This window comes from Nocardioides sp. (genome assembly GCF_025964975.1).
Taxonomy (GTDB): Bacteria; Actinomycetota; Actinomycetes; order Propionibacteriales; family Nocardioidaceae; genus Nocardioides.
Window position 1 is genome coordinate 1 of record NZ_JAOPXV010000146.1, and the last position, 18,344, is coordinate 18,344.

Sequence of the window (18,344 nt, forward strand, 5' to 3'; positions counted from 1 at the left end):
TCGCCTGGCGAATCCACCACGTGGCGTAGGTGGAGAACTTGTAGCCCTTGGTGTAGTCGAACTTCTCGACCGCGCGGATCAGGCCGAGGTTCCCCTCCTGGATCAGGTCGAGGAAGAGCATGCCGCGGCCGGTATAGCGCTTGGCGAGCGAGACGACGAGGCGCAGGTTGGCCTCCAGGAGGTGGTTCTTGGCGCGACGGCCGTCCTGGGAGATCCACTCGAGCTCCTCGAGCATCTTGGGGCTGATCTTACCGCCCTTGCCGAGCTTCTCCTCGGAGAAGAGGCCGGCCTCGATCCGCTTGGCGAGCTCGACCTCCATCTCGGCGTTGAGGAGGGGCACCTTGCCGATCTGCTTCAGGTAGTCCTTGACCGGGTCGGCGGTGGCGCCGGCAACCATGACCTGCTGCTCGGGCTCGTCGGTGTCGTCGGAGGCGGAGACGGTGAAGGCCTGCTTCTCGTCCTCCTTGATGGTCGGGTCGACCTTGACATCCTTCTCGAACTCCTCGTCGGGGATGTCCGGCAGGATCTTCTTGCCGTCGGCTCCCACGGCACCGGGCTCGAGGTCGACTGCCACGTCGACGGGCGCGGCCGCAGCCTTCGCGGCGGTCTTCTTCGCCGGAGCCTTCTTCGCGGGCGCCTTCTTGGCCGCAGCCTTCTTGATCGGCTCGACAGCGTCAGTCGGCTCGACGGCCTCGGCGGCCTTGGTGGCCGCCTTCTTGGCCGGAGCCTCCTTCGCGGCAGCGCTCGTGGTCTTGCGGGTGCTCGTCGTGGCCGCGACCGCGCGCATGCTGGCCGCGTCGACGTTGACGGAGATCCCCAGGCTGCCCAGGTGGACCATCAGGGCCTTGAGATGACGCGGCTCGACGGCCGCGTCGTCACTGGCCTGACGGACATCCTCGGGGGCAACGCTGCCGATCGGGGTGCCGCGCTCGATCAGCGCGACGATGGACGGGTGCGCAAGCACCTCTGCGGGGAGCAACTTCCGTGCGTTCGGGGACACGAACACCTCTCGTAAACGACATCGGGGCGCGGCAAGGACCTCTGTCGTCAACTGCCGCGCCGTCATTCTGCCACGGCCATCCGCAGACGTTGCCACCGCGCCCTCATGTCGTCGCCGTACCCCCTCATTCTCGCGTGGCCGTCCCGGCACGCCATGGCTCTTCAAGCCGATGCCGAGACGCTGGACCTTCCCGATGAGTCCGACCCGCAGGAGTCGTCCGTCTGCCGTGCTCGTAGGCACGCGGACCTCGCACTCACCGAGCGGCAGTGCTGAGCGTGGCCGAGAGCAGAGCTGACGACCAATGTCCGCGCGTCTACGCCGCCAGACGGACCCAACGCCCCGGACCGGCACTCGCTCAGGCGCGAGAGTCCGCGGCCTGAGTTCCTTCGGTCCGTTCGACGGTCCGTTCAGGTGGTGTCCGGGGAGCTGCAAGGTGCGGTGTCGATGTCCTTGGCTGCGGCCTTCTTGGCCTTCTTGAAGTCCCTGACCTTCTGCAGCGAGTCAGGGTCGACCACGTCCGCGACGGAGCGGTGTCCGTCGAGCGCGTAGTCCCCCACGACCGACTCCCAGCCCATGGGGCGTACGTCTCTCTGCTTGGCCAGCAGCGCGACGAAGATCTGGGCCTTCTGCCTGCCGAAGCCCGGCAGGGCCATGATGCGCTTGAGCAGATCCTTGCCGTCCTTCGCCTCGGTCCACAGCCTCGAGGCATCGCCGTCGTAGTCGTCGACCACGATCCGGGCCAGCTCCTGCAACCGGCCCGACATCGAGCCGGGGAACCGGTGGATGGCAGGTGTCGTCGCCGCCATCGACGCGAACTCCTCCGGGTCGGCCGAGGCGATCGCCGCCGGGTCGAAGGTGCCGAAGCGCTCGGTCACCTTCGCCGGGCCCCGGAAGGCGTGCTCCATCGGGTACTGCTGGTCCAGCATCATCCCGGCCAGCAGGGCGAACGGGGACTCGTCGAGGATCTTGTCGGCGGCGGCGTCGCCGGTGATGTGGATGGCCATGGGCACATCCTCCCCGACGCGCTCAGTCAGCCTCGACCGCGGAGTGGTCAGTCGGCCTTGACCGCGAGGACTGGGCAGTGGGCGTCGAGCAGGATCCGCTGGGCGTTGGAGCCCAGGATCAGCTTGCCGACGGGTGAGCGGCGGCGCAGTCCGATGACGAGGAGCTCGGCGGAGTTGGCCTCGGCCAAGGAGATCAGGTCCTCGGCGGGCTCGAAGCCCCGCACGAGCTGCCGGATGTCGTAGTCCACGCCCGAGTCGTCCAGGGTCTTGCGGACGGCCTCCATCTCACTCTCGGCCAGCCGCGCCTTGTCCTGGTCGAACTCGCTGCCACCGCGGTGTGAGTTGACCACCACGAGCTTGCTGCCGCGGAGCTTGGCCTCCGAGATGGCGGTTGCCAGAGCGGCCGCGCCCTCCGGCTTGGGGACGTATCCAACGACGACGGTGCCCATGGTGCCTCCTTCTCACGTGCCGGTGCGCTTCGTTGCGTCCAGCCACGATGGCACCGTATCGAATGCGACGTGCCAGCGGGAGACTGTGGATGAGCGGGGGCACGATCGGACCCGGCAGGGCAGGCTGGCCTGCATGCCCGTGATCGCGCCGATCACCCGGACGCACCACGTCGTGTTCCGGGCCGCGGTGCTGTCCTTCAAGGAGTCCGCACCGCGCGGTCGCGCCCCGGTCTCACTTCGTGTCGGGGTGCCGGACGGCGCCCACGAGTGTCACGTCGTGCAGCCGGGGCAGGCGCTGGATCAGGCGCTGCGTACCGACATCGCGGCCGCCCTGCTGCAGCGTACGGCCGCACAGCACCCGCACCGCTGGGCCTGGTTGACCCGCGTGGGAACCCTCGCCCTGCACGACGCGGACGTCCTGTGGTCAGCCGCGTGGTACGCCGCATGTGCGGAGGCCGACGTCGAGGTGCCGCTGGCGGTCGTGACCCGCGCCGGCTGGCGCGACCCCCGCACCGGGGTCGGACGCGAGTGGACCCGTCTGCGGAGGCGTTCGGGAGTCGCTCCCTAGTCGCGGTCCCAGGTGTGGGCAGGCTCGTTGGTGTGCATGCGCTCGCGATACTCGAGCAGGGTCGCACGCAGGGCGTCGAACCTGCCCTCACGTGAGCGCTGCCTCATCCGCCCCACGAACCATTCGGCGCCGTTGGTGCCGAGAAGGCATCGTTGCTCGATGATCCCGAGCAGTCGGTCGCGCACCTCGGGCTCGACACCCCAGGCGCCCAGGCCCTCGGCCGCCATCGGCAGCAGCCGGCGCAGGACGAGCTCGGTGGCCCGCACCTGGCCGATGCCGGGCCAGTAGATCTGTGCGTCCACGCCTTGTTGGGCGGCGACGTGGAAGTTCTCCTCCGCTGCCGAGAACGACATCTGCGACCACAGCGGGCGTTCGCTCTCGGCAAGGAAGCGCACCAGCCCGAAGTAGAACGCTGCGTTGGCGATCGTGTCCGCGACCGTAGGTCCGGCTGCAAGGAGCCGGTTCTCCACCCGCAGGTGAGGCACTCCGGCGGCGATGTCGTAGACCGGGCGGTTCCAGCGATAGATGGTGCCGTTGTGCAGGCGCAGCTCGGGAAGGGTCGGCGTGCCGCCCGACTCGAGCACCTGGAGCGGATCCTCGTCGTCGGTGATCGGCAGCAACGCCGGGAAGTATCGGACGTTCTCCTCGAACAGGTCGAAGACCGAGGTGATCCACCGCTCGCCGAACCACACCCGGGGGCGGACTCCCTGCACCTTGAGCTCGTCACTGCGGGTGTCGGTCGCCTGCTCGAAGAGCGGGATGCGGGTCTCGCGCCACAGCTCCTTGCCGAGGAGGTAGGGCGAGTTGGCTCCCACCGCGAGCTGGACGCCCGCAATCGCCTGGGAGGCGTTCCAGTAGTCGGCGAACTCGTCGGGCGAGGTCTGGACGTGGAACTGCGTGCTCGTGCAGGCGGCCTCGGGCACGATCGAGTCGGCCGTCGTGGAGAGGCGCTCGCGCCCCGAGATGCTGATCGTGATGTCCTCACCACGTGCGGAGAGGATCTGTTCGCTCAACAACTTGTAGCGGGGGTTGGCACTGAGGCTGTGGGCACTCATGTGTCCCTCGTCGAGCGTCGGCAGGATGCCGATCATCACCTGGTGTGCACCGGAGGCCGCGGCCTTGGACTCCGCGTCGTTGAGGGATCGGCGCAGGGTCTCCTCGAAGATGGTCAGCCCACCCTCGCGCAACGTCGCGGGCGGCACGTTGATCTCGATGTTGAACTGGCCCAGCTCGGTCTGGAAGTCCGGCGACGCGATCGCCTCGAGCACCTCGGCGTTCTTCAGCGCCGGATCGCCCTTGTCGTCCACGAGATTCAGCTCGACCTCGAGACCCGTCATCGGGTCGTCGGTGTCGAAGCGGGCTTCTCGCAACATCCGCGCGAAGACGTCGAGGTTGCGGCGCACCTTCTCGCGGTGCCGGGTGCGGTCCGCGCGCGAGAACTCCTGCTGCTCCACTTCTTCGCCCATGGAGCGACAGTAGCGACGAGCGTGGCCCAGGTGGCAAGAGGACGTCCACGACAGGCCCGCATCGTGCCGTCAGGCCACCCCGAGGGAGGGGCCGGCCAGGAGGTCCCACTCGTCCGGCGAGGTCGCCGACATCAGCATGTCGGCGACCAGGCCGGCCAACGAGTGCTCCGGCTCGACCTCCCTCGCGCGGTCGACCGCGCACCACGCCAGCGCACCCTCGCCTGCCAGCCACGCGGTGAAGGCCAGCACGGAGGCCGGTCCGGGCACCAGCGCCGCCGGCGAGCGGCGCACGACCTCGGTCCAGAAATCGACGTAGGAGGGGGCGGTGGCATGCGTCAGCCAGCGCCACGCCTCGTCGCGCAGTGATCCGTCGCGCATGGACAGCGCGAGCCCCGCGACGACCTCTGGCGGGGTCGCGGACCGGTCGCCGGCGTGCTCGGTGACGAGAGGACGGATCTGGTGGGGCAAGAGGGCAGGACAGGAGCCGAGGGCTGACGCCACCCGCGAGGCGGCGACCTCGTCGCTAGCCAGCGTGGCGGCCAGCGCCTCGCGGGAGTCATGGGTGACCCTGCCTCCGAAGACCGCGTGCGCGGCGAAGGGGTGGTGGCGTGCCTCGAACGGCACCCCGCGATAGGCCGCTGGCGCTCGCCCGGGCAGCACGGCGAAGTAGCGGTCGTCGTGGACCCGCAGCACCTCGAAGACCTCGATGCCTGCCTCGGTGAAGGCGACGTGGAGGGACCAGGCTGTCTCGTCGGCGACGGCCGTGTCGTCGTCGTAGACCACGAAGACGACTCGGGCGATGCCGTGCTGACGGGCTGGGCGGAGCAACGCCTCGACGACCTCGTCCACGTCGTCCTCGTCGTCGGGGAGGTCGATGCGGGCATGGAAGGGCCGGCTGCCCTCGACGGTGAGCATGACGACGGAGTCGGCCGGGGCGAACCCGATCGCAACGGGCACGAAGGCCAGCAGGTCTTCGGGACAGGTGGCTCTCATCAGGTGGGGTGAGGTGTGTGGAGTGGTCATGCCTGCACGCTGCCCGGGTCCTCGGACAGTGCAGCACGGACCGATCGCCGCCTGTGGACGAGCACGGTCGAGGGCGTCGGAGTGGGAGCCTGTGGACGTCTTGGGGACTGCGACAATGGGGCCATGACGTGGTGTCGCCGGTGAGAAGCACTGCGTCGGTCCTCCACCTCGACCTCGACGCCTTCTTCGCGGCCGTGGAGCAGCGCGACAAGCCCTCGCTGCGGGGCAAGCCCGTGATCGTCGGCGGTGTCGGCGGGCGGGGCGTGGTCGCGACCGCGTCCTACGAGGCGCGGACGTACGGCGTCCGTTCGGCCATGTCGACCCGTGAGGCACGCGCCCGCTGCCCCCACGCCGCCTTCCTCACCGGTCGCTTCCACGCCTACCGCGAGACGAGCAGCCAGGTCATGGCGGTGCTCAGGGCTGCTTCTCCGCTCGTGGAGCCGCTGTCGCTGGACGAGGCGTTCGTCGACCTCGCCGAGGCGGGCCTGCCCGATCTCGACGTGGCCACCGTGGTCGCGTTCGGCGAGCAGCTCCGGGCGCGGGTCGCCGAGGTCACCGGAGGCCTGACCGGCACCGTCGGGATCGGCTCGTCGAAGTTCATCGCCAAGGTGGCCAGCGAGCTCGACAAGCCCGACGGGCTGACGGTCGTACCGCCCGGCACCGAGAGCGAGCTGCTCCGTCCCATGCAGGTGACGGTGATCCCCGGCGTCGGCCCCGCGACGGCCGAGCGGCTCCGGCGTGCCGGCATCCGGACCATCGCCGATCTCGAGTCGGTCAGCGAGGACGAGATCGTGCGCCTGCTGGGGAAGGCGCAGGGCCACGGGCTCTTCCGGCTGGCGCGTGCCGAGGACGACCGTCCGGTCGTGGCGGACCGGGAGACCAAGTCGGTGAGCTCGGAGGGCACCTACGACACCGACCTCACCGATCGCCGCCTGATGGCGGGCCTGCTCGCCCGTCAGGCCACCCACGTCGGCGAACGGCTCAAGAAGCACGGCCTGTCGGGACGCACCGTGTCCATCAAGGTGCGTCTGCACGACTTCACCACGCTCAGTCGCTCCTCCACCCTGGCCAGCCCGACCGACAGCGGGGCCACCATCGCCCGCGTCGCTCGCGCGCTCCTCGACGACCTCGACACGTCCGGCGGGGTCCGCCTGCTCGGAGTGGGCGTGTCCGGGCTGGCGGACTGGATCCAGGAGGACCTGTTCGGCGAGAGCGAGCCGGACGTGCCCGAGATCGCCTTGCCGAGCCCCGAGGCCTCGCAGCGGGCCTACGTCCCGGGCATGGACGTGGTCCACGACGAGATGGGCCCCGGATGGGTGTGGGGCTCGGGCAAGGGGGTCGTGACCGTCCGCTTCGAGACCGCCGAGACCCCTCCGGGACCAGTGCGGTCCTACGCCGTCGACGATCCTGCGCTCGGTCCGGCCCCGCGACCGCTGGAGGACTGACCCCGCAGCTCGACCCGCTCCCCCGGCCGCAGCTGGGCGCAGATGGCCAGGTCGTCGGGTTCGAGGAGCCCGATGACGGGATAGCCACCCGTGACCGGGTGGTCGTGGAGGAACACCACGAGCTGTCCCGACGGCGGCAGCTGGACGGCACCCAGGACGATGCCCTCGCTCGCCAGCTCGCCGGTCCGCGCTCGGTCGAGAGGCGGTCCGTGCAGCCGCAGGCCCACGCGGTTGGAGTCGGCCGCCACGGTGAACTCCGCGTGGTCGAGGTCGCGCCAGGCCTGGTCGCTGATCCAGTCGGAGCGGGGACCCGGGGCGATCCGCAGGTGCGCGCCAGCAGGTCGGCGTACACCCACGTCCAACGGCGCCGGGGAGCCCTCGCACGTACCCACCGGCAGCCTGACCCCGTCCCGGACCCGGGGCGGCCCCACCCAGGCCAGGGTGTCGGTGCTCCGCGAGCCCAGCACGGGGGGTACGGCGATGCCACCGCCCACGGCGAGGTAGGTCCGCACCCCGATGCTGGCGCGCCCCAGCTCGACCGTCGCGCCCGCACGCACCGAGACCGGCTCGGAGTGGGCCACGGCGCGACCGTCGACGGTGACCTCGCACGTCGCGCCTGTGACGGCGATCGTCCGCGCCTGGTGGGTTCGGAGCGTCAGCCCGGACAAGGTCGTCTCCAGCACCGCAGCGGCACGCCCGTTGCCGACGAGGCGGTTGGCCAGAGCGGCAGCGGGAGCGTCGAGCGCACCGGCCCGCGGGACTCCGAGGTGGGCATGGCCGAAGCGTCCGAGGTCCTGGATCGTCGTCAGCGTGCCGGCGTCGAGCACCTCGAGGGTCACGGACGTGCCTCGAAGCGAACGCCGGTGCCCGGCGAGAGCAGCGCTGGCTCGTCGCGAGCGAGGTCCCACAGCGGCGCCTCGGTCCGTCCCAGCAGCTGCCAGCCCCCCGGTGATGCGGTCGGGTAGACACCGCACCACGCGCCGGCCAGCCCCACCGAGCCGGGCTCCACCCGGGCCCGCGGCTGGTCGAGCCTGGGCACCGCCCACTCCGACGGCAGTCCCGCGAGATAGGCGAATCCCGGCGCGAACCCGCAGAACGCGGAGGTGAACTCGACCGACGTGTGCCGACGGACGACCTCGTCGACGGCCACCGCCCAGAGGGCGGCCACGGCCGCCAGGTCGGGCCCGTCGTAGACCACCGGCACCACCACCTGTCGTCCTGCGGGCACGGGCTCCTCCTGACTCCACGCATCGAGGGCGGCTGGCAGGTCGATCCCGCCGTCGAGCCCGTCGAAGAGCACCGTGGCGGCGCCCGGGACGATCTCGGTTGCCGGTATCCCGCGCTCGCGCGCCCACAGCGCCAAGGAGACTGCGGCGCGCGCGTCCGCCACCTCCACGAGCCGGGCGTGGTCACCGACGGGGATGATCCGCACGACGGTCATGGCCTGCGTCCCGCCGCGTCCGGTGCCGGCCGAGTGTCGACGTCGCCCAGCAGGTGGTGACCTCGAAGCCCGCGGTGCTGAGTGCCTGGCGGGCCTCGATCGCGTGTCGCACCGCGTCGGGTGAGTCGCCGTGCACGCACACCGAATCCACCGTTGCCGCAAGCTCGACGGCTCGAGCAGCGATGGTGGCACTGTCGGTCACCAGGGCACCCGGCTCGGAGCGCGGCACCAGCGTCCCTGCCGCCGTGTAGCCGCGATCAGGGAAACCCTCGTGGCGCGTCGCCCGCCCAGCGGCAGTGGCCAATGCCAACATCGTGGAGCCCGGCATGCCGAGCACCGGGAGCGAGCCCGACCCGGAGAGCACCGCCCGCGCAGTGGCGTCGTCGGCTGCCGCGCGATGGTAGAGCGCACCGTGCGGCTTGAGGTAGGCCACCGATGCCCCGGCGGCGCGGGCGATCTCCGTCAGCATGCCGACCTGGTCCGCCACCTGCTCGGTCAGGACCGACGGCGCCACGTCGACGACGACTCGGCCGAAGTTCGCCCGGTCCGCGTAGGACACCTGGGCGCCCAGCGTCACCGACCGGGCCACAGCTTCCTCGCACACCGCGCGCATCACTGCGGGCGTGCCGGCGTGATAGCCGCAGGCAACGTTGGCGCTGGTGACCACCTGCAGCAGAGCACGGTCGTCGGTGACCTCCTCCCCCAGGTCGGCGTTGAGGTCGACCGTCCTTCGAGGCATGGGACCAATCCTCTCAGGGCACCACTCCGAAGCACCCCTGAGAAGTCCCTGAGAGTTGGCAATAGTTGCAACTTCACGGAACTACCGAACGTCAGTCAGAGATGAAGGGCTCCACACCGGCCGGGAATCACCGGGCGGGCCGGGCCGTTGGAGCAGATGTGGCGCACAGGGACAGCGCCACGACGAGGAGGCGACGATGACCACCACACAGATCACCAAGAATGCACCGGCGCGCAGCGCTGCTGGGCGGGGCACGCGCGGCGCGACGCGCGAGATCGAGGGGCGCGACAGCGTCGGTCTCTACCTTGACGAGATTGCGCGCACCCCCCTGCTCGACGCCGCCCAGGAGGTCGAGCTGTCCAAGACGATCGAGGCCGGCCTGCTCGCCGAGAAGCTGCTCCAGGAGGGCCGCATCGGTCGCCGGCGGGGCGGGGCCCCGAAGAGCGCGAGCCAGGAGGAGCTGGAGTGGCTGGCGGACGAGGGTCGCAGGGCCGTCGACCTCTTCATCTCCGCCAACCTCCGCCTCGTCGTCTCGATCGCCCGCAAGTACGGCCGCTCGCAGATGCCGATGCTCGACCTGATCCAGGAGGGCAACACCGGACTCATCCGGGCCGTGGAGAAGTTCGACTACACCAAGGGCTACAAGTTCTCCACGTATGCCACGTGGTGGGTGCGCCAGGCCATCACGCGCGGCATCGCGCAGCAGGCCCGGGTCGTGCGGCTGCCGGTCCACGTCGTCGAGGAGCTCAACCAGGTCTCCGGTGCGCGCCGTACCCTCGAGCGCCAGCTGGGCCGCGACCCCGAGCCGCACGAGATCGCCCTCGAGCTCGAGATGGATCTCGACCGCGTGCTGGACCTGATGGCATGGGGACGCGACCACGTCTCGCTCGACACCCCGGTCGACGAGGACGGTGACACCTCGCTCGGCGACCTGATGGCTCAGGAGACCGCACCCGGTCCCGACCTGGAGTTCCTCGACGTGGAGGCTCGTCAACGGCTCGACGACCTCGTCGCCCACCTCGACGAGCGTGCTGCCGACATCATCCGCGCCCGCTACGGGCTGACCGACGGACGTCAGCACAAGCTGGCCGACATCGGCGTCAAGCACGGCATCTCTGCCGAGCGGGTGCGCCAGCTCGAGCGGGAGGCGTTGCAGAAGCTGCGTCGCCTCGGCGACCCGGACCTCGCGTCCGGCAGCACCGCCGCCTGACAGGTTCCGAAGCGAACAGTTCTCACCCAGGCCCGTCCCGGTCGTCACCGGGGCGGGTCTTCGGGTTTGCTCAGTACGCCGCAGCCGTCAGCGCCGCGGCGGCTTCCTGCGCCAGCGAGGCGACGTCAGCAGGCACCGGAGTCGCAGCAGCGGCACGCTGTTGCCACAGCTGGAGGGCGACAACGCGGGCGGCGGCCTCCTCGGCCCGCTCCCGGGAGACCTCCCCGTCGTCGATCGCCTTCGTCACGACACGGTGGGTCTCCGCGGTGTCGACCGGCATCAGCAGCAGGTCCGCACCGGCGTTGAGGGCAGCCACGGCCGGCTTGAAGGTCGCCGCGACAGCGCCCATGCCGAGGGAGTCGGTGATCGCCACCCCCTCGAAGCCGAGGTCCTCGCGAAGCAGCTCGTAGACCTCGGGTGCCAGGCTGGAGGGCACCCCTGGCGCGATGGCGCTCAGGTCGAGGTGGGCCAGCATCACGGCCGGCGCGTGCGTGGCGATGGCCGCCTCGAAGGGCGGCAGGTCGTGCTCCTGGAGCTGTGCCAGTGAGGAGTCGAGCGCCGGCAACGTGTCATGGCTGTCGCTGGTGGCGGCCCCGTGTCCGGGGAAGTGCTTCACGGTGGAGACCACACCAGCAGCGTCGAAACCACGCACCGCGGCAGCGGTCGCCTTGGCCGCGATCGCCGGGTCCTTGCTGGCGGACCTGGTCCCGATGGTCGGGTCGGCCGCACCGATCGTCACGTCGGCCACCGGCGCGAAGACCCAGGTGAAGCCGAGCTCCCGCAGCTCGAGGCCAGTGGCGTACGACGCCTGCCGCACCACCTCCCGCCCCGTGGCTCCCTGGGACTCGATCGCTGCCCCGGCCGCGTCGAAGGCGGGGAACTCGGTCGCGATCCCGCGCAGGTGGGAGACGTAGCCCCCCTCCTGGTCCACCCCGAGCACCGGCGGGAAGTCGCGCCCGTCGTCGAGTGACGCCTGCATCAGCGCGGCTGTCATCGCCCGCACCTGGGCCTCGTCGACCACGTTGCCGTTGGTGACGGAGATGCCGGCGAGATGGTGCTCGAGCAGCATGGCCGCCACCTCCGCGGGGTCGTTTCCGAGGTAGCGACCGACGATGACCTGACCAGCGAGCTCCTCGCTGGACATGGCGGCCACGATCTCCTGCGCCTGCTCGAGGTCACCGACCGTCGGGCCCCAGCCCAGAGGGGTGCTCGGGTCGACCTCAGCCGCGTCGGCGTCGGGCTGGTCGCTGGTCGTGGACCCGCTCCGGGGCTCGGTCGTCGTGCCCTCCGAGGGGTCGGCCTGCGGCGTACACCCGGCGAACAGGCAGGCCAGGAGGCCGAAGGCCGCGACTGCTCGGGTTGCACGCACGGCGGGCAGGTTACCTGCGGTCCCGGCGAGGGTCGAAACCGTCGGCCTGTGCCCGGAGGTCCGCGAACACGGCCACCACCCGGTCACGCAGCTCGTCGAGCGACCCCACGTTGGGGATGACGTGGGTGGCGATGGCGAGCCGGTCCTCCCGCGACGCCTGGGCGGCGATCCTCGCCTCGGCATCCTCCGGGGTCCATCCGCGCTCGGTGAGCATGCGCGCGACCTGCATCTCTCGCGGGCAGTCGACGACGACCACGGCGTCGAAGGTGTCGGCGCGACCGCCCTCGGCCAGCAGCGGGATGTCGTGGACGACGATCGAGCCCTCGCCGGCATCGGCCTCGAGCGCTCCCATCTGCTCGTGGACGAGGGGGTGCACGATCGCCTCGAGGCGCGCACGGGCCACGGCGTCGCTGAACACCAGCGTGCCCATGGCTGCGCGGTCGAGCGCGCCGTCAGCCGTCAGCAGCGACGGGCCGAACGCCTCCACGACGGCGGCGAGGCCCGGGGTCCCGCCCGCGACGACCTCGCGGGCCAGCAGGTCGGCGTCGACGACGACGGCACCCAGCTCCGCCAGGATCGCCGACACGGTGCTCTTGCCGGAGGCTACTCCCCCGGTCAGGCCCACACGCAGCGTCACGGTGTGTCCTCCCATCCTGACGTCAGCCCTGCCTTGCGGGCATAGACCCGCGCCTGCTCGTCGGGATCGAGCTCGCCGTTCAGCAGCCGCTCGGTGGTCCAGTGGTCGACCGAGCGCCCCGTCAGGGCGACGAACTCGGCCAGCTCGGGCTCAAGGGCCTTCGCCAGGACCATCAGGTCCTCGCCTGTCGGTGCCGTGCCGGTGATCTGGGGCGATCCCGCCATCAGCTTCTTCAGCGGCGGATAGGGCTTGAACCTGCCGACGTCGATGTGGCGGGTGACGGTGTCGAGGGTCTTGGCGGGCTCGGAGAGCAGTTCGGCGAAGTCGAGGAACAGCCACTGGTCACGAGGGAAGAGGCTCAGCCCGTGGCGCACCTGCCCGCCGTAGTAGCCGCGGATCACTCCGGAGGCGCGCATGAACCTCGCTCGCCCACCCGGACCCTCGAACTGCGCCGGCATCTCGGTGGGGAAGTCGTCGGGGCGCCACTGGATCATCTCCGGCCAGTCCGGAGCGCGATCGGGCTGCCGGTCGCGGACCATCACCCACTGGCTGACCAGCCGGTCGATGGGATCTCGGAAGATCGCGATCAGGCTCAGGTCCGGGCGATCGGCGTGCATGCGCTCGAGCGCACCGGGCATCAACAGGTAGCGGGGGGTCGCGTCACCGAGGGCACGATGGATCGGCTGAGCGTGCTTGATGCCGTACGCCGCGTGGTCCACCGTCCGCCAGGTCGCGTCGTCGACGTCGAACCAGCCCATCTCCTTGCGCGGTGGCCGCGCCACCTCCGGGTGCTGGTTGAGCATCCACTGCAGCGTCGACGTGCCGGCCTTCTGCACGCCGACGATGGAGAAGGAGAACGGCAGGAAGGACACGACGTCAGCCTTGCCCGCTGCGCTGCCCGGTCATCTGCTCGGTCAGGTGCTCGGCGGCCGCGAGCAGGATGCAGGTGGCGACGGCGTCCATGGCGACGGTGACCTCGTCCAGCGGGGGCATCGTGGGCGCCAGCCGGATGTTCGAGTCGTCGGGGTCCTTCCCATGGGGGAACGACGCACCGGCCGGGGTGAGGGCGACACCCGCCTCCTTGGCAAGCGCGACCACCCGCGACGCCGTGCCGCGAAGCACGTCGAGGTTGACGAAGTAGCCGCCCGCCGGCTTGTTCCAGGTCGCCACCTCGCTACCGCCGAGCCGTTGTGACAGCACGCGGTCGACCTCGGCGAACTTCGGCGCGATGATCTCGCGGTGCCGGGCCATGTGGTCACGCACCCCTTGGGCCGAGCCGAAGAACTGCACGTGCCGCAGGTGGTTGACCTTGTCCGGGCCGATCGAGCCGTTGCCGAGGTGGCTGAGGTACCACCGGATGTTGCCCTCGGAGGCGGCCAGGAACGCGACACCGGCACCCGCGAAGGTGATCGTGGAGGTCGAGGCGAACATGATCGGACGGTCGGGATGGCCGGACGCGGCGGCCAGGGTGAGGATGTCGGCGCTCTTGGCTTCCTCCTCGGTGAGGTGGTGCAGGGCATACGCGTTGTCCCAGAAGATCTTGAAGTCGTGAGCGGCGGTCTCCATCGAGGCGAGGCGCGCCGCGACCTCCTGGCTGCAGACCGATCCAGCCGGGTTGGCGTAGGTCGGGACGACCCACATGCCCTTGATCGACCGGTCGTTCTTCACCAGCGCGGCCGTTGCCTCAGCGTCGGGTCCGTCCTCGTTCATCGGCACGGTGATCATCTCGATGCCCAGCGACTCGAGCAGCGTGAAGTGCCGGTCGTAGCCGGGCACCGGGCAGATGAACTTGATCGTGTCTTCCTTGATCCAGGCGCGGTCACTGTCGCGGGCGCCGTGGAGGAGCATGAACGTCAGGACGTCGCGCATGATCGTGAGGCTCGAGTTGCCGCCGGCGACGACCTGCTCCGGCTCGACCCACAGCAGCTCGGCGAACATCTCGCGCAGCTCCGCCAGGCCGGTCAGGCCGCCGTAGTTGCGCACGTCGGTGCCCGAGGAGTCCCGCGTGCCTCGAGGAAGGTTGAGCAGCTCGTCGGACAGGTCGAGCTGGGCGGCCGACGGCTTGCCACGCGTCAGGTCGAGCTTGAGTCCACGGGCCTTGAGCTCGGCGTACGCCGCCTGCTGCTCCTGGAGCAGGGCGGAGAGGTCGTCACGGGACAGGGCGGAGAGCGGCTGATGCGTCACCGGGCAAGGCTACCGAGACTGCGAGCGCTGGGCCGCACGGGCTCGAAAGCTGGTTGCTGCGCGCAGGTCGGGCGGTCTCGCCGAAGGTCCGGCGATACTCCACCGGGCTCACGCCACGGGAGCGGCCGAAGTGGTGGCGCAGGGTGGCGGCATTGCCGAAGCCGACCTCGCCGGCGATCGAGTCGATCGAGTGGTCGGTCTGCTCCAGCAGCTCCTCGGCTGCCTGCACACGTTGGGCCAGCAGCCAGCTGTACGGCGTCGTGCCGGTCTCGTCCTTGAAGCGGCGAGCGAACGTCCTGGGCGACATGTGCATGTGGCGGGCCAGGGCCTCGACGGTGAGCTCCTCGGCAAGGTTGCCCGAGATCCAGGCCAGCAGCGGCGCCAGCGCCTCCGACTCGCAGACCGGGACAGGTCGCACGATGAACTGGGCCTGTCCACCCTCGCGGTGAGGCGGCACCACGATCCGCCGGGCAGCGCAGGCGGCCACGCGCGCGCCGAACTGTTGCCTCATCAGGTGCAGCGCGGCGTCGAGTCCGGCCGCCGATCCGGCGCCCGTGACGATGTTGCCCTCCTGCACGTAGAGGACGTTGCCGTCCACCTGCGCGAGGGGGTGGCGTGCCGCGAGCTCGTCGACGTGTCGCCAGTGCGTGGTGCACCGCTTGCCGTCCAGCAGGCCCGCCTCGCCCAGCACGAAGGCCGCCGTGCAGTGCGCAAAGACGAAGGCGCCGCGGACGTCGGCGGCCCGGACGAGCTCCACGACCTCCGGTGAGGGATCAAGGTAGCCGCGCTTGGGAATCACGCAGATCAGGTCGGCGTCAGCCGCCGCCTCGAGACCCAGCTCGACATGCAGGTCATAGACGCTCCCCTGCACGCGACCGGGCCGCGGTGTGGTCACGACGAAGTCGAAGACGGGGTTGTCGTCCTCCGGGTGGTAGGGCTCGGCCCACACCTCGCACATGGCACCCAGCCCGAACGGCTCGGCACCGTCCTGGACCACGACCGCGACCTTGTGCATCTCGACAGCCTGACGCATCGTTGGCAGTAAATCGACTAACACTGTTATTCCTGCCACTAGTGGCAGTAATCCTAGGGGCGCAGCATCACCGCAGCCGTCATCGGACTGCTCGTCCGCTACGTCCGGCACGACCACTTCGCCGGGGCCAGCGTGCGCGCCGACGACCACGACGAGCTCGGCCCGGTGGACCGCCGCCGGCACCTGGTTCCTCGCCCATGCTGATCCGTGCCGCCCGGGTTGGTCAGCTGTCCGCGAGGACCACGACCCGGTCACCCGGCTGCACGTCGAACGTACGCGACTTGGCGGGGTTGACGACCACCCCGAAGGCCACGTCGTCACCGGCCAGGGCACCGGACTTGTAGCCCAGGGCCGTCTCGCCGCGAGCGGCCGCGCCGGCAACGACGGTGGCGTAGCTGACTTCGCGGCCGGGCTGGACGTACCACTCGGCCGGTCTCAGGTAGATCTCGCTGCCGTCGTTGCCGAGGAGCTGACCGAAGACCGCCTCGAGGCGGCGGTCCTCCGAGAGCTGGGTCACCAGCAGGCTGACGATCTCCCCGCTCACCACGACGTCGTCGATGTGGGCGACCTGGGCCAGCACCCGGTTGCGGTCGTCCATCATCTCACTGACGACCGGGGTGGCGGAGTCGAGGCGCCCGAGGATGTCACGCACGTGAAGCAGAGTGACCAGCGTGCGCGCGTCGGCCGCCTGGACCGCCAGGTGGTCGGAGTAGCAGAGCACGATCACCTGGTCGAGACCCGCGACCACGTAGGACTCCAACGTGCCTCTGTCCGTGGTGGAAGCGGCCACCACGGTCACGGCGATGTTGTCCAGGTGGGGCACGCTGGGTGTGCCGAAGGACGTCACCACCGTGAGCGACGACCCAGGAGCCGCGTAGTGGTCGAGCTCGCGCAGGATGATGGGCGCCCGCTCGTTCCACCCGATCAGGACGGCGTCAGTGGCGCGCTCCTCGGCGCCGACGACCGTACCGAGCGCATCCAGGTCTGGGCGGGTCTCGGCGAGCGTCTCGTGCTCCAGGCCGGCGTCGTCCTCGGCCACGACGACCAGGGTGCGGTTGCCGACCACCGTGTCGCCGGCCGGGTTGAGGGTGGGCACCCCGTCCTCGCTCAGGCCGATGACCGAGGCCTTCTCGAAGGCGAGCAGCGCTTCGGCGTACGTCATGGCCTCGAGCCCGTGGCGCTCGAGGAAGTAGATCTCGTCGCCGTCGTAGTCGAAGAGCTCGGTGTAGACCGCGGCGGCACCGGACTGGCGCGACGTCTGCACGACGAGCTTCGCCACGGTCTCGCGGATGTCGAGGAGCACCGTGCGGTCTGCGCCGACGAGGCGCGCCGCCTCGAGGTTGGTGGGGTTGCGGATCTCGGCGACGATGTTGGGCCCGCCCTCGCCACCGTGCGTCAGGGCGAGCAGCGTCTTGATGACCTCGCTGTCGGGGTCCTCCGACTCGGGCGCCAGCAGGATCACCGAGCGGGCCGAGGTGTGGCTGCTCAGGGCGAGGTCGTCGATGTCCATGGGTGAGCCGGAGCGGCAGATCACGCGCGTCCCGCGGAGCTCGGGCACCTTGACCTTGACCTCGTCCTCCATCTCGACCTTGTCGCGGTCGGCGAGGATCACGATGACCGGCTTGTGGCGGCTCTCGTTGGCCAGGATCAGCTCGCGGATGATCGTGTAGATCGAGTCCGACCAGCCCAGGATCACGGTGTGGTCGCGCTCCAGGACGATCGAGCGGCCGCGGCGCAGGTCGGCGAGCTTGGTGTCGATGCCGCTGGCGATGACGCCGATGAGGGCACTGACGATGAAGAGGCCGGCCACCGTCAGGGCCAGCATGGTGAGCACGAAGCGCCACGAGGTCGGGTCGTCCCCACCGATCGTGCCCGGGTCGAGCGCGTGCAGCAGGCTGTAGAAGAGCTCGTGGAGGAAGCCGTCCGGGACTCCGTCCGCCTCGGGGCGCAGGTCGAGCAGCGTCACGAACAGCGAGAACACCAGGATGAGCAGCAACGTCGCAGCGCTCAGCCATGCGATGAGCGCGGGCGTCCCTCGCGACATGCTGTTGTCGAACCGGTAGCGGAGCTTGTCCCCCAGCCCCGAGCCCGGGGTGTTGGCAGCGCGGGTGCCCGAGCCGTCGCGCGCCATCGCCTTCGCCGTACGCATGCGCATCTGCTGACCTGTGCGCGCCATGTCGCTCCCTCATCCGTGCCGGGTCGGCCCGACCCGTGAATGGTGTCGCACCACGGCCGTGTCCGTGAGGTGTTTGACCAGACCGGGACTCGCCGTCTCTCACCGCGGGCAGGCCAAAACCGAACGGCCCACCGGAGAACCGGTGGGCCGCTCGATGAAAGGCAGTCTGACGATCAGACCATCAGATCAGGCCTGGCCGCCCGTGAGCTTCTCGCGAAGCGCCTGGAGCGCCTCGTCCGACGCGAGCGAACCGCTGGTGCTGGGCGACTCGTCGTCGCCCGCGCTCTCGCCGCTGCCGGTGCTGCTGTCCGAGGAGTACGACGTGGCCTCGCTGGCCTCGACCTCGGCAACCTTCGCCTCGGCCTGCTGCTTCACGTGGGCCTCCCAGCGCTCGTGCGCCTTGGCGTACTGCTCTTCCCAGACGGCGCGCTGGTCGTCGAAGCCCTCGAGCCACTCACCGGTCTCGGGGTCGAAGCCCTCCGGGTAGATGTAGTTGCCCTGGTCGTCGTACGTCGCAGCCATGCCGTACAGGGTCGGGTCGAAGTCCTCGACCTCGGCCGCAGCAGCGGTCTCGTTGGCCTGCTTGAGCGACAGCGAGAT

At 70.2% G+C, this 18,344-nt stretch carries 17 protein-coding genes and 1 pseudogene; 3 read left to right on the top strand and 15 right to left on the bottom strand.

Annotation, left to right across the window (positions count from 1 at the left end):
• The 3 genes from JWN68_RS11095 to JWN68_RS11105 all read right to left on the bottom strand — a co-directional run.
• The coding region (locus tag JWN68_RS11095) for a sigma-70 family RNA polymerase sigma factor (RefSeq protein WP_297738681.1) at positions 1-1,006 on the bottom strand (1,006 nt) is incomplete at its 3' end.
• A 401-nt stretch (positions 1,007-1,407) separates the two neighbouring features.
• On the bottom strand, positions 1,408-2,004 hold the full coding sequence (locus JWN68_RS11100; protein ID WP_297738683.1) for an HhH-GPD-type base excision DNA repair protein: 597 nt from the start codon (positions 2,002-2,004) through the stop codon (positions 1,408-1,410).
• Positions 2,005-2,051: 47 nt separating this feature from the next.
• The gene (locus JWN68_RS11105; RefSeq protein WP_297738685.1) at positions 2,052-2,453 is read right to left on the bottom strand and encodes a universal stress protein; all 402 of its coding nucleotides are present in this window, start codon (positions 2,451-2,453) and stop codon (positions 2,052-2,054) included.
• Between the two features lie 133 nt (positions 2,454-2,586).
• Between JWN68_RS11105 and JWN68_RS11110 the strand changes: the two genes are divergently transcribed.
• Positions 2,587-3,021, top strand: a complete 435-nt coding sequence (locus JWN68_RS11110; protein ID WP_297738687.1) for a hypothetical protein — start codon at positions 2,587-2,589, stop codon at positions 3,019-3,021.
• Here JWN68_RS11110 and JWN68_RS11115 read toward each other — a convergent pair.
• Positions 3,018-4,487, bottom strand: coding sequence for a glutamate--cysteine ligase (locus JWN68_RS11115; protein ID WP_297738688.1), 1,470 nt, complete (start codon positions 4,485-4,487; stop codon positions 3,018-3,020). The genes JWN68_RS11110 and JWN68_RS11115 overlap by 4 nt on opposite strands.
• Positions 4,488-4,556: 69 nt before the next feature.
• Complete coding sequence (locus JWN68_RS11120; RefSeq protein ID WP_297738689.1) at positions 4,557-5,510, bottom strand: DUF4192 domain-containing protein; 954 nt, start codon at positions 5,508-5,510, stop codon at positions 4,557-4,559.
• Positions 5,511-5,650: 140 nt separating this feature from the next.
• Here JWN68_RS11120 and JWN68_RS11125 point away from each other — a divergent pair, with 140 nt between their 5' ends.
• Positions 5,651-6,955, top strand: coding sequence for a DNA polymerase IV (locus JWN68_RS11125; RefSeq protein WP_297738690.1), 1,305 nt, complete (start codon positions 5,651-5,653; stop codon positions 6,953-6,955).
• Here the strand turns inward: JWN68_RS11125 and JWN68_RS11130 are convergent.
• From JWN68_RS11130 to JWN68_RS11140, 3 genes are read right to left on the bottom strand one after another with little or no spacing between them, the layout of a single operon-like run.
• Positions 6,901-7,794, bottom strand: coding sequence for a biotin-dependent carboxyltransferase family protein (locus JWN68_RS11130; RefSeq protein WP_297738691.1), 894 nt, complete (start codon positions 7,792-7,794; stop codon positions 6,901-6,903). The two genes, JWN68_RS11125 and JWN68_RS11130, sit on opposite strands and share 55 nt — an antisense overlap.
• Positions 7,791-8,396 carry an allophanate hydrolase subunit 1 gene (locus JWN68_RS11135; RefSeq protein WP_297738692.1) on the bottom strand — a complete coding sequence of 202 codons (606 nt, stop codon included), beginning with the start codon at positions 8,394-8,396 and terminating at the stop codon, positions 7,791-7,793. The genes JWN68_RS11130 and JWN68_RS11135 overlap by 4 nt, the downstream gene beginning before the upstream one ends.
• Entirely contained in the window at positions 8,365-9,135 is a 771-nt protein-coding gene (locus tag JWN68_RS11140) for a 5-oxoprolinase subunit PxpA (protein WP_297738693.1), read from the bottom strand. The genes JWN68_RS11135 and JWN68_RS11140 overlap by 32 nt, the downstream gene beginning before the upstream one ends.
• A 196-nt stretch (positions 9,136-9,331) precedes the next feature.
• Here JWN68_RS11140 and JWN68_RS11145 point away from each other — a divergent pair, with 196 nt between their 5' ends.
• Complete coding sequence (locus tag JWN68_RS11145; protein ID WP_297738694.1) at positions 9,332-10,345, top strand: sigma-70 family RNA polymerase sigma factor; 1,014 nt, start codon at positions 9,332-9,334, stop codon at positions 10,343-10,345.
• A 70-nt stretch (positions 10,346-10,415) separates the two neighbouring features.
• On the opposite strand, the gene JWN68_RS11150 is transcribed toward JWN68_RS11145, so the two are convergent.
• The 7 genes and pseudogenes from JWN68_RS11150 to rpsA all read right to left on the bottom strand — a co-directional run.
• Positions 10,416-11,714, bottom strand: a complete 1,299-nt coding sequence (locus JWN68_RS11150; protein WP_297738695.1) for a glycoside hydrolase family 3 N-terminal domain-containing protein — start codon at positions 11,712-11,714, stop codon at positions 10,416-10,418.
• A gap of 10 nt (positions 11,715-11,724) precedes the next feature.
• Complete coding sequence (coaE, locus tag JWN68_RS11155) at positions 11,725-12,351, bottom strand: dephospho-CoA kinase (RefSeq protein WP_366519795.1); 627 nt, start codon at positions 12,349-12,351, stop codon at positions 11,725-11,727.
• Positions 12,348-13,223, bottom strand: a complete 876-nt coding sequence (locus JWN68_RS11160; RefSeq protein ID WP_297738696.1) for a sulfotransferase domain-containing protein — start codon at positions 13,221-13,223, stop codon at positions 12,348-12,350. The genes coaE and JWN68_RS11160 overlap by 4 nt, the downstream gene beginning before the upstream one ends.
• Before the next feature lie 4 nt (positions 13,224-13,227).
• Complete coding sequence (locus JWN68_RS11165) at positions 13,228-14,535, bottom strand: aminotransferase class I/II-fold pyridoxal phosphate-dependent enzyme (protein WP_297738697.1); 1,308 nt, start codon at positions 14,533-14,535, stop codon at positions 13,228-13,230.
• Entirely contained in the window at positions 14,501-15,568 is a 1,068-nt protein-coding gene (locus JWN68_RS11170) for a helix-turn-helix domain-containing protein (protein ID WP_297738698.1), read from the bottom strand. The genes JWN68_RS11165 and JWN68_RS11170 overlap by 35 nt, the downstream gene beginning before the upstream one ends.
• Before the next feature lie 223 nt (positions 15,569-15,791).
• Positions 15,792-17,744, bottom strand: a complete 1,953-nt coding sequence (locus JWN68_RS11175) for an NAD-binding protein (protein ID WP_297738699.1) — start codon at positions 17,742-17,744, stop codon at positions 15,792-15,794.
• A 186-nt stretch (positions 17,745-17,930) separates the two neighbouring features.
• A pseudogene (gene rpsA / locus JWN68_RS11180) lies at positions 17,931-18,344 on the bottom strand (30S ribosomal protein S1); the annotation flags it as partial.

What these genes read in the sequence shown, in the direction of transcription:
- JWN68_RS11175 (WP_297738699.1), bottom strand. Translation starts at nt 17,744, where the DNA reads ATGGCGCGCACAGGTCAGCAGATGCGCATGCGTACGGCGAAGGCGATG.
- JWN68_RS11115 (WP_297738688.1), bottom strand. Translation starts at nt 4,487, where the DNA reads ATGGGCGAAGAAGTGGAGCAGCAGGAGTTCTCGCGCGCGGACCGCACC.
- JWN68_RS11140 (WP_297738693.1), bottom strand. Translation starts at nt 9,135, where the DNA reads ATGCCTCGAAGGACGGTCGACCTCAACGCCGACCTGGGGGAGGAGGTC.
- JWN68_RS11100 (WP_297738683.1), bottom strand. Translation starts at nt 2,004, where the DNA reads ATGGCCATCCACATCACCGGCGACGCCGCCGCCGACAAGATCCTCGAC.
- JWN68_RS11105 (WP_297738685.1), bottom strand. Translation starts at nt 2,453, where the DNA reads ATGGGCACCGTCGTCGTTGGATACGTCCCCAAGCCGGAGGGCGCGGCC.
- JWN68_RS11135 (WP_297738692.1), bottom strand. Translation starts at nt 8,396, where the DNA reads ATGACCGTCGTGCGGATCATCCCCGTCGGTGACCACGCCCGGCTCGTG.
- JWN68_RS11110 (WP_297738687.1), top strand. Translation starts at nt 2,587, where the DNA reads ATGCCCGTGATCGCGCCGATCACCCGGACGCACCACGTCGTGTTCCGG.
- JWN68_RS11120 (WP_297738689.1), bottom strand. Translation starts at nt 5,510, where the DNA reads ATGACCACTCCACACACCTCACCCCACCTGATGAGAGCCACCTGTCCC.
- JWN68_RS11170 (WP_297738698.1), bottom strand. Translation starts at nt 15,568, where the DNA reads ATGCGTCAGGCTGTCGAGATGCACAAGGTCGCGGTCGTGGTCCAGGAC.
- JWN68_RS11145 (WP_297738694.1), top strand. Translation starts at nt 9,332, where the DNA reads ATGACCACCACACAGATCACCAAGAATGCACCGGCGCGCAGCGCTGCT.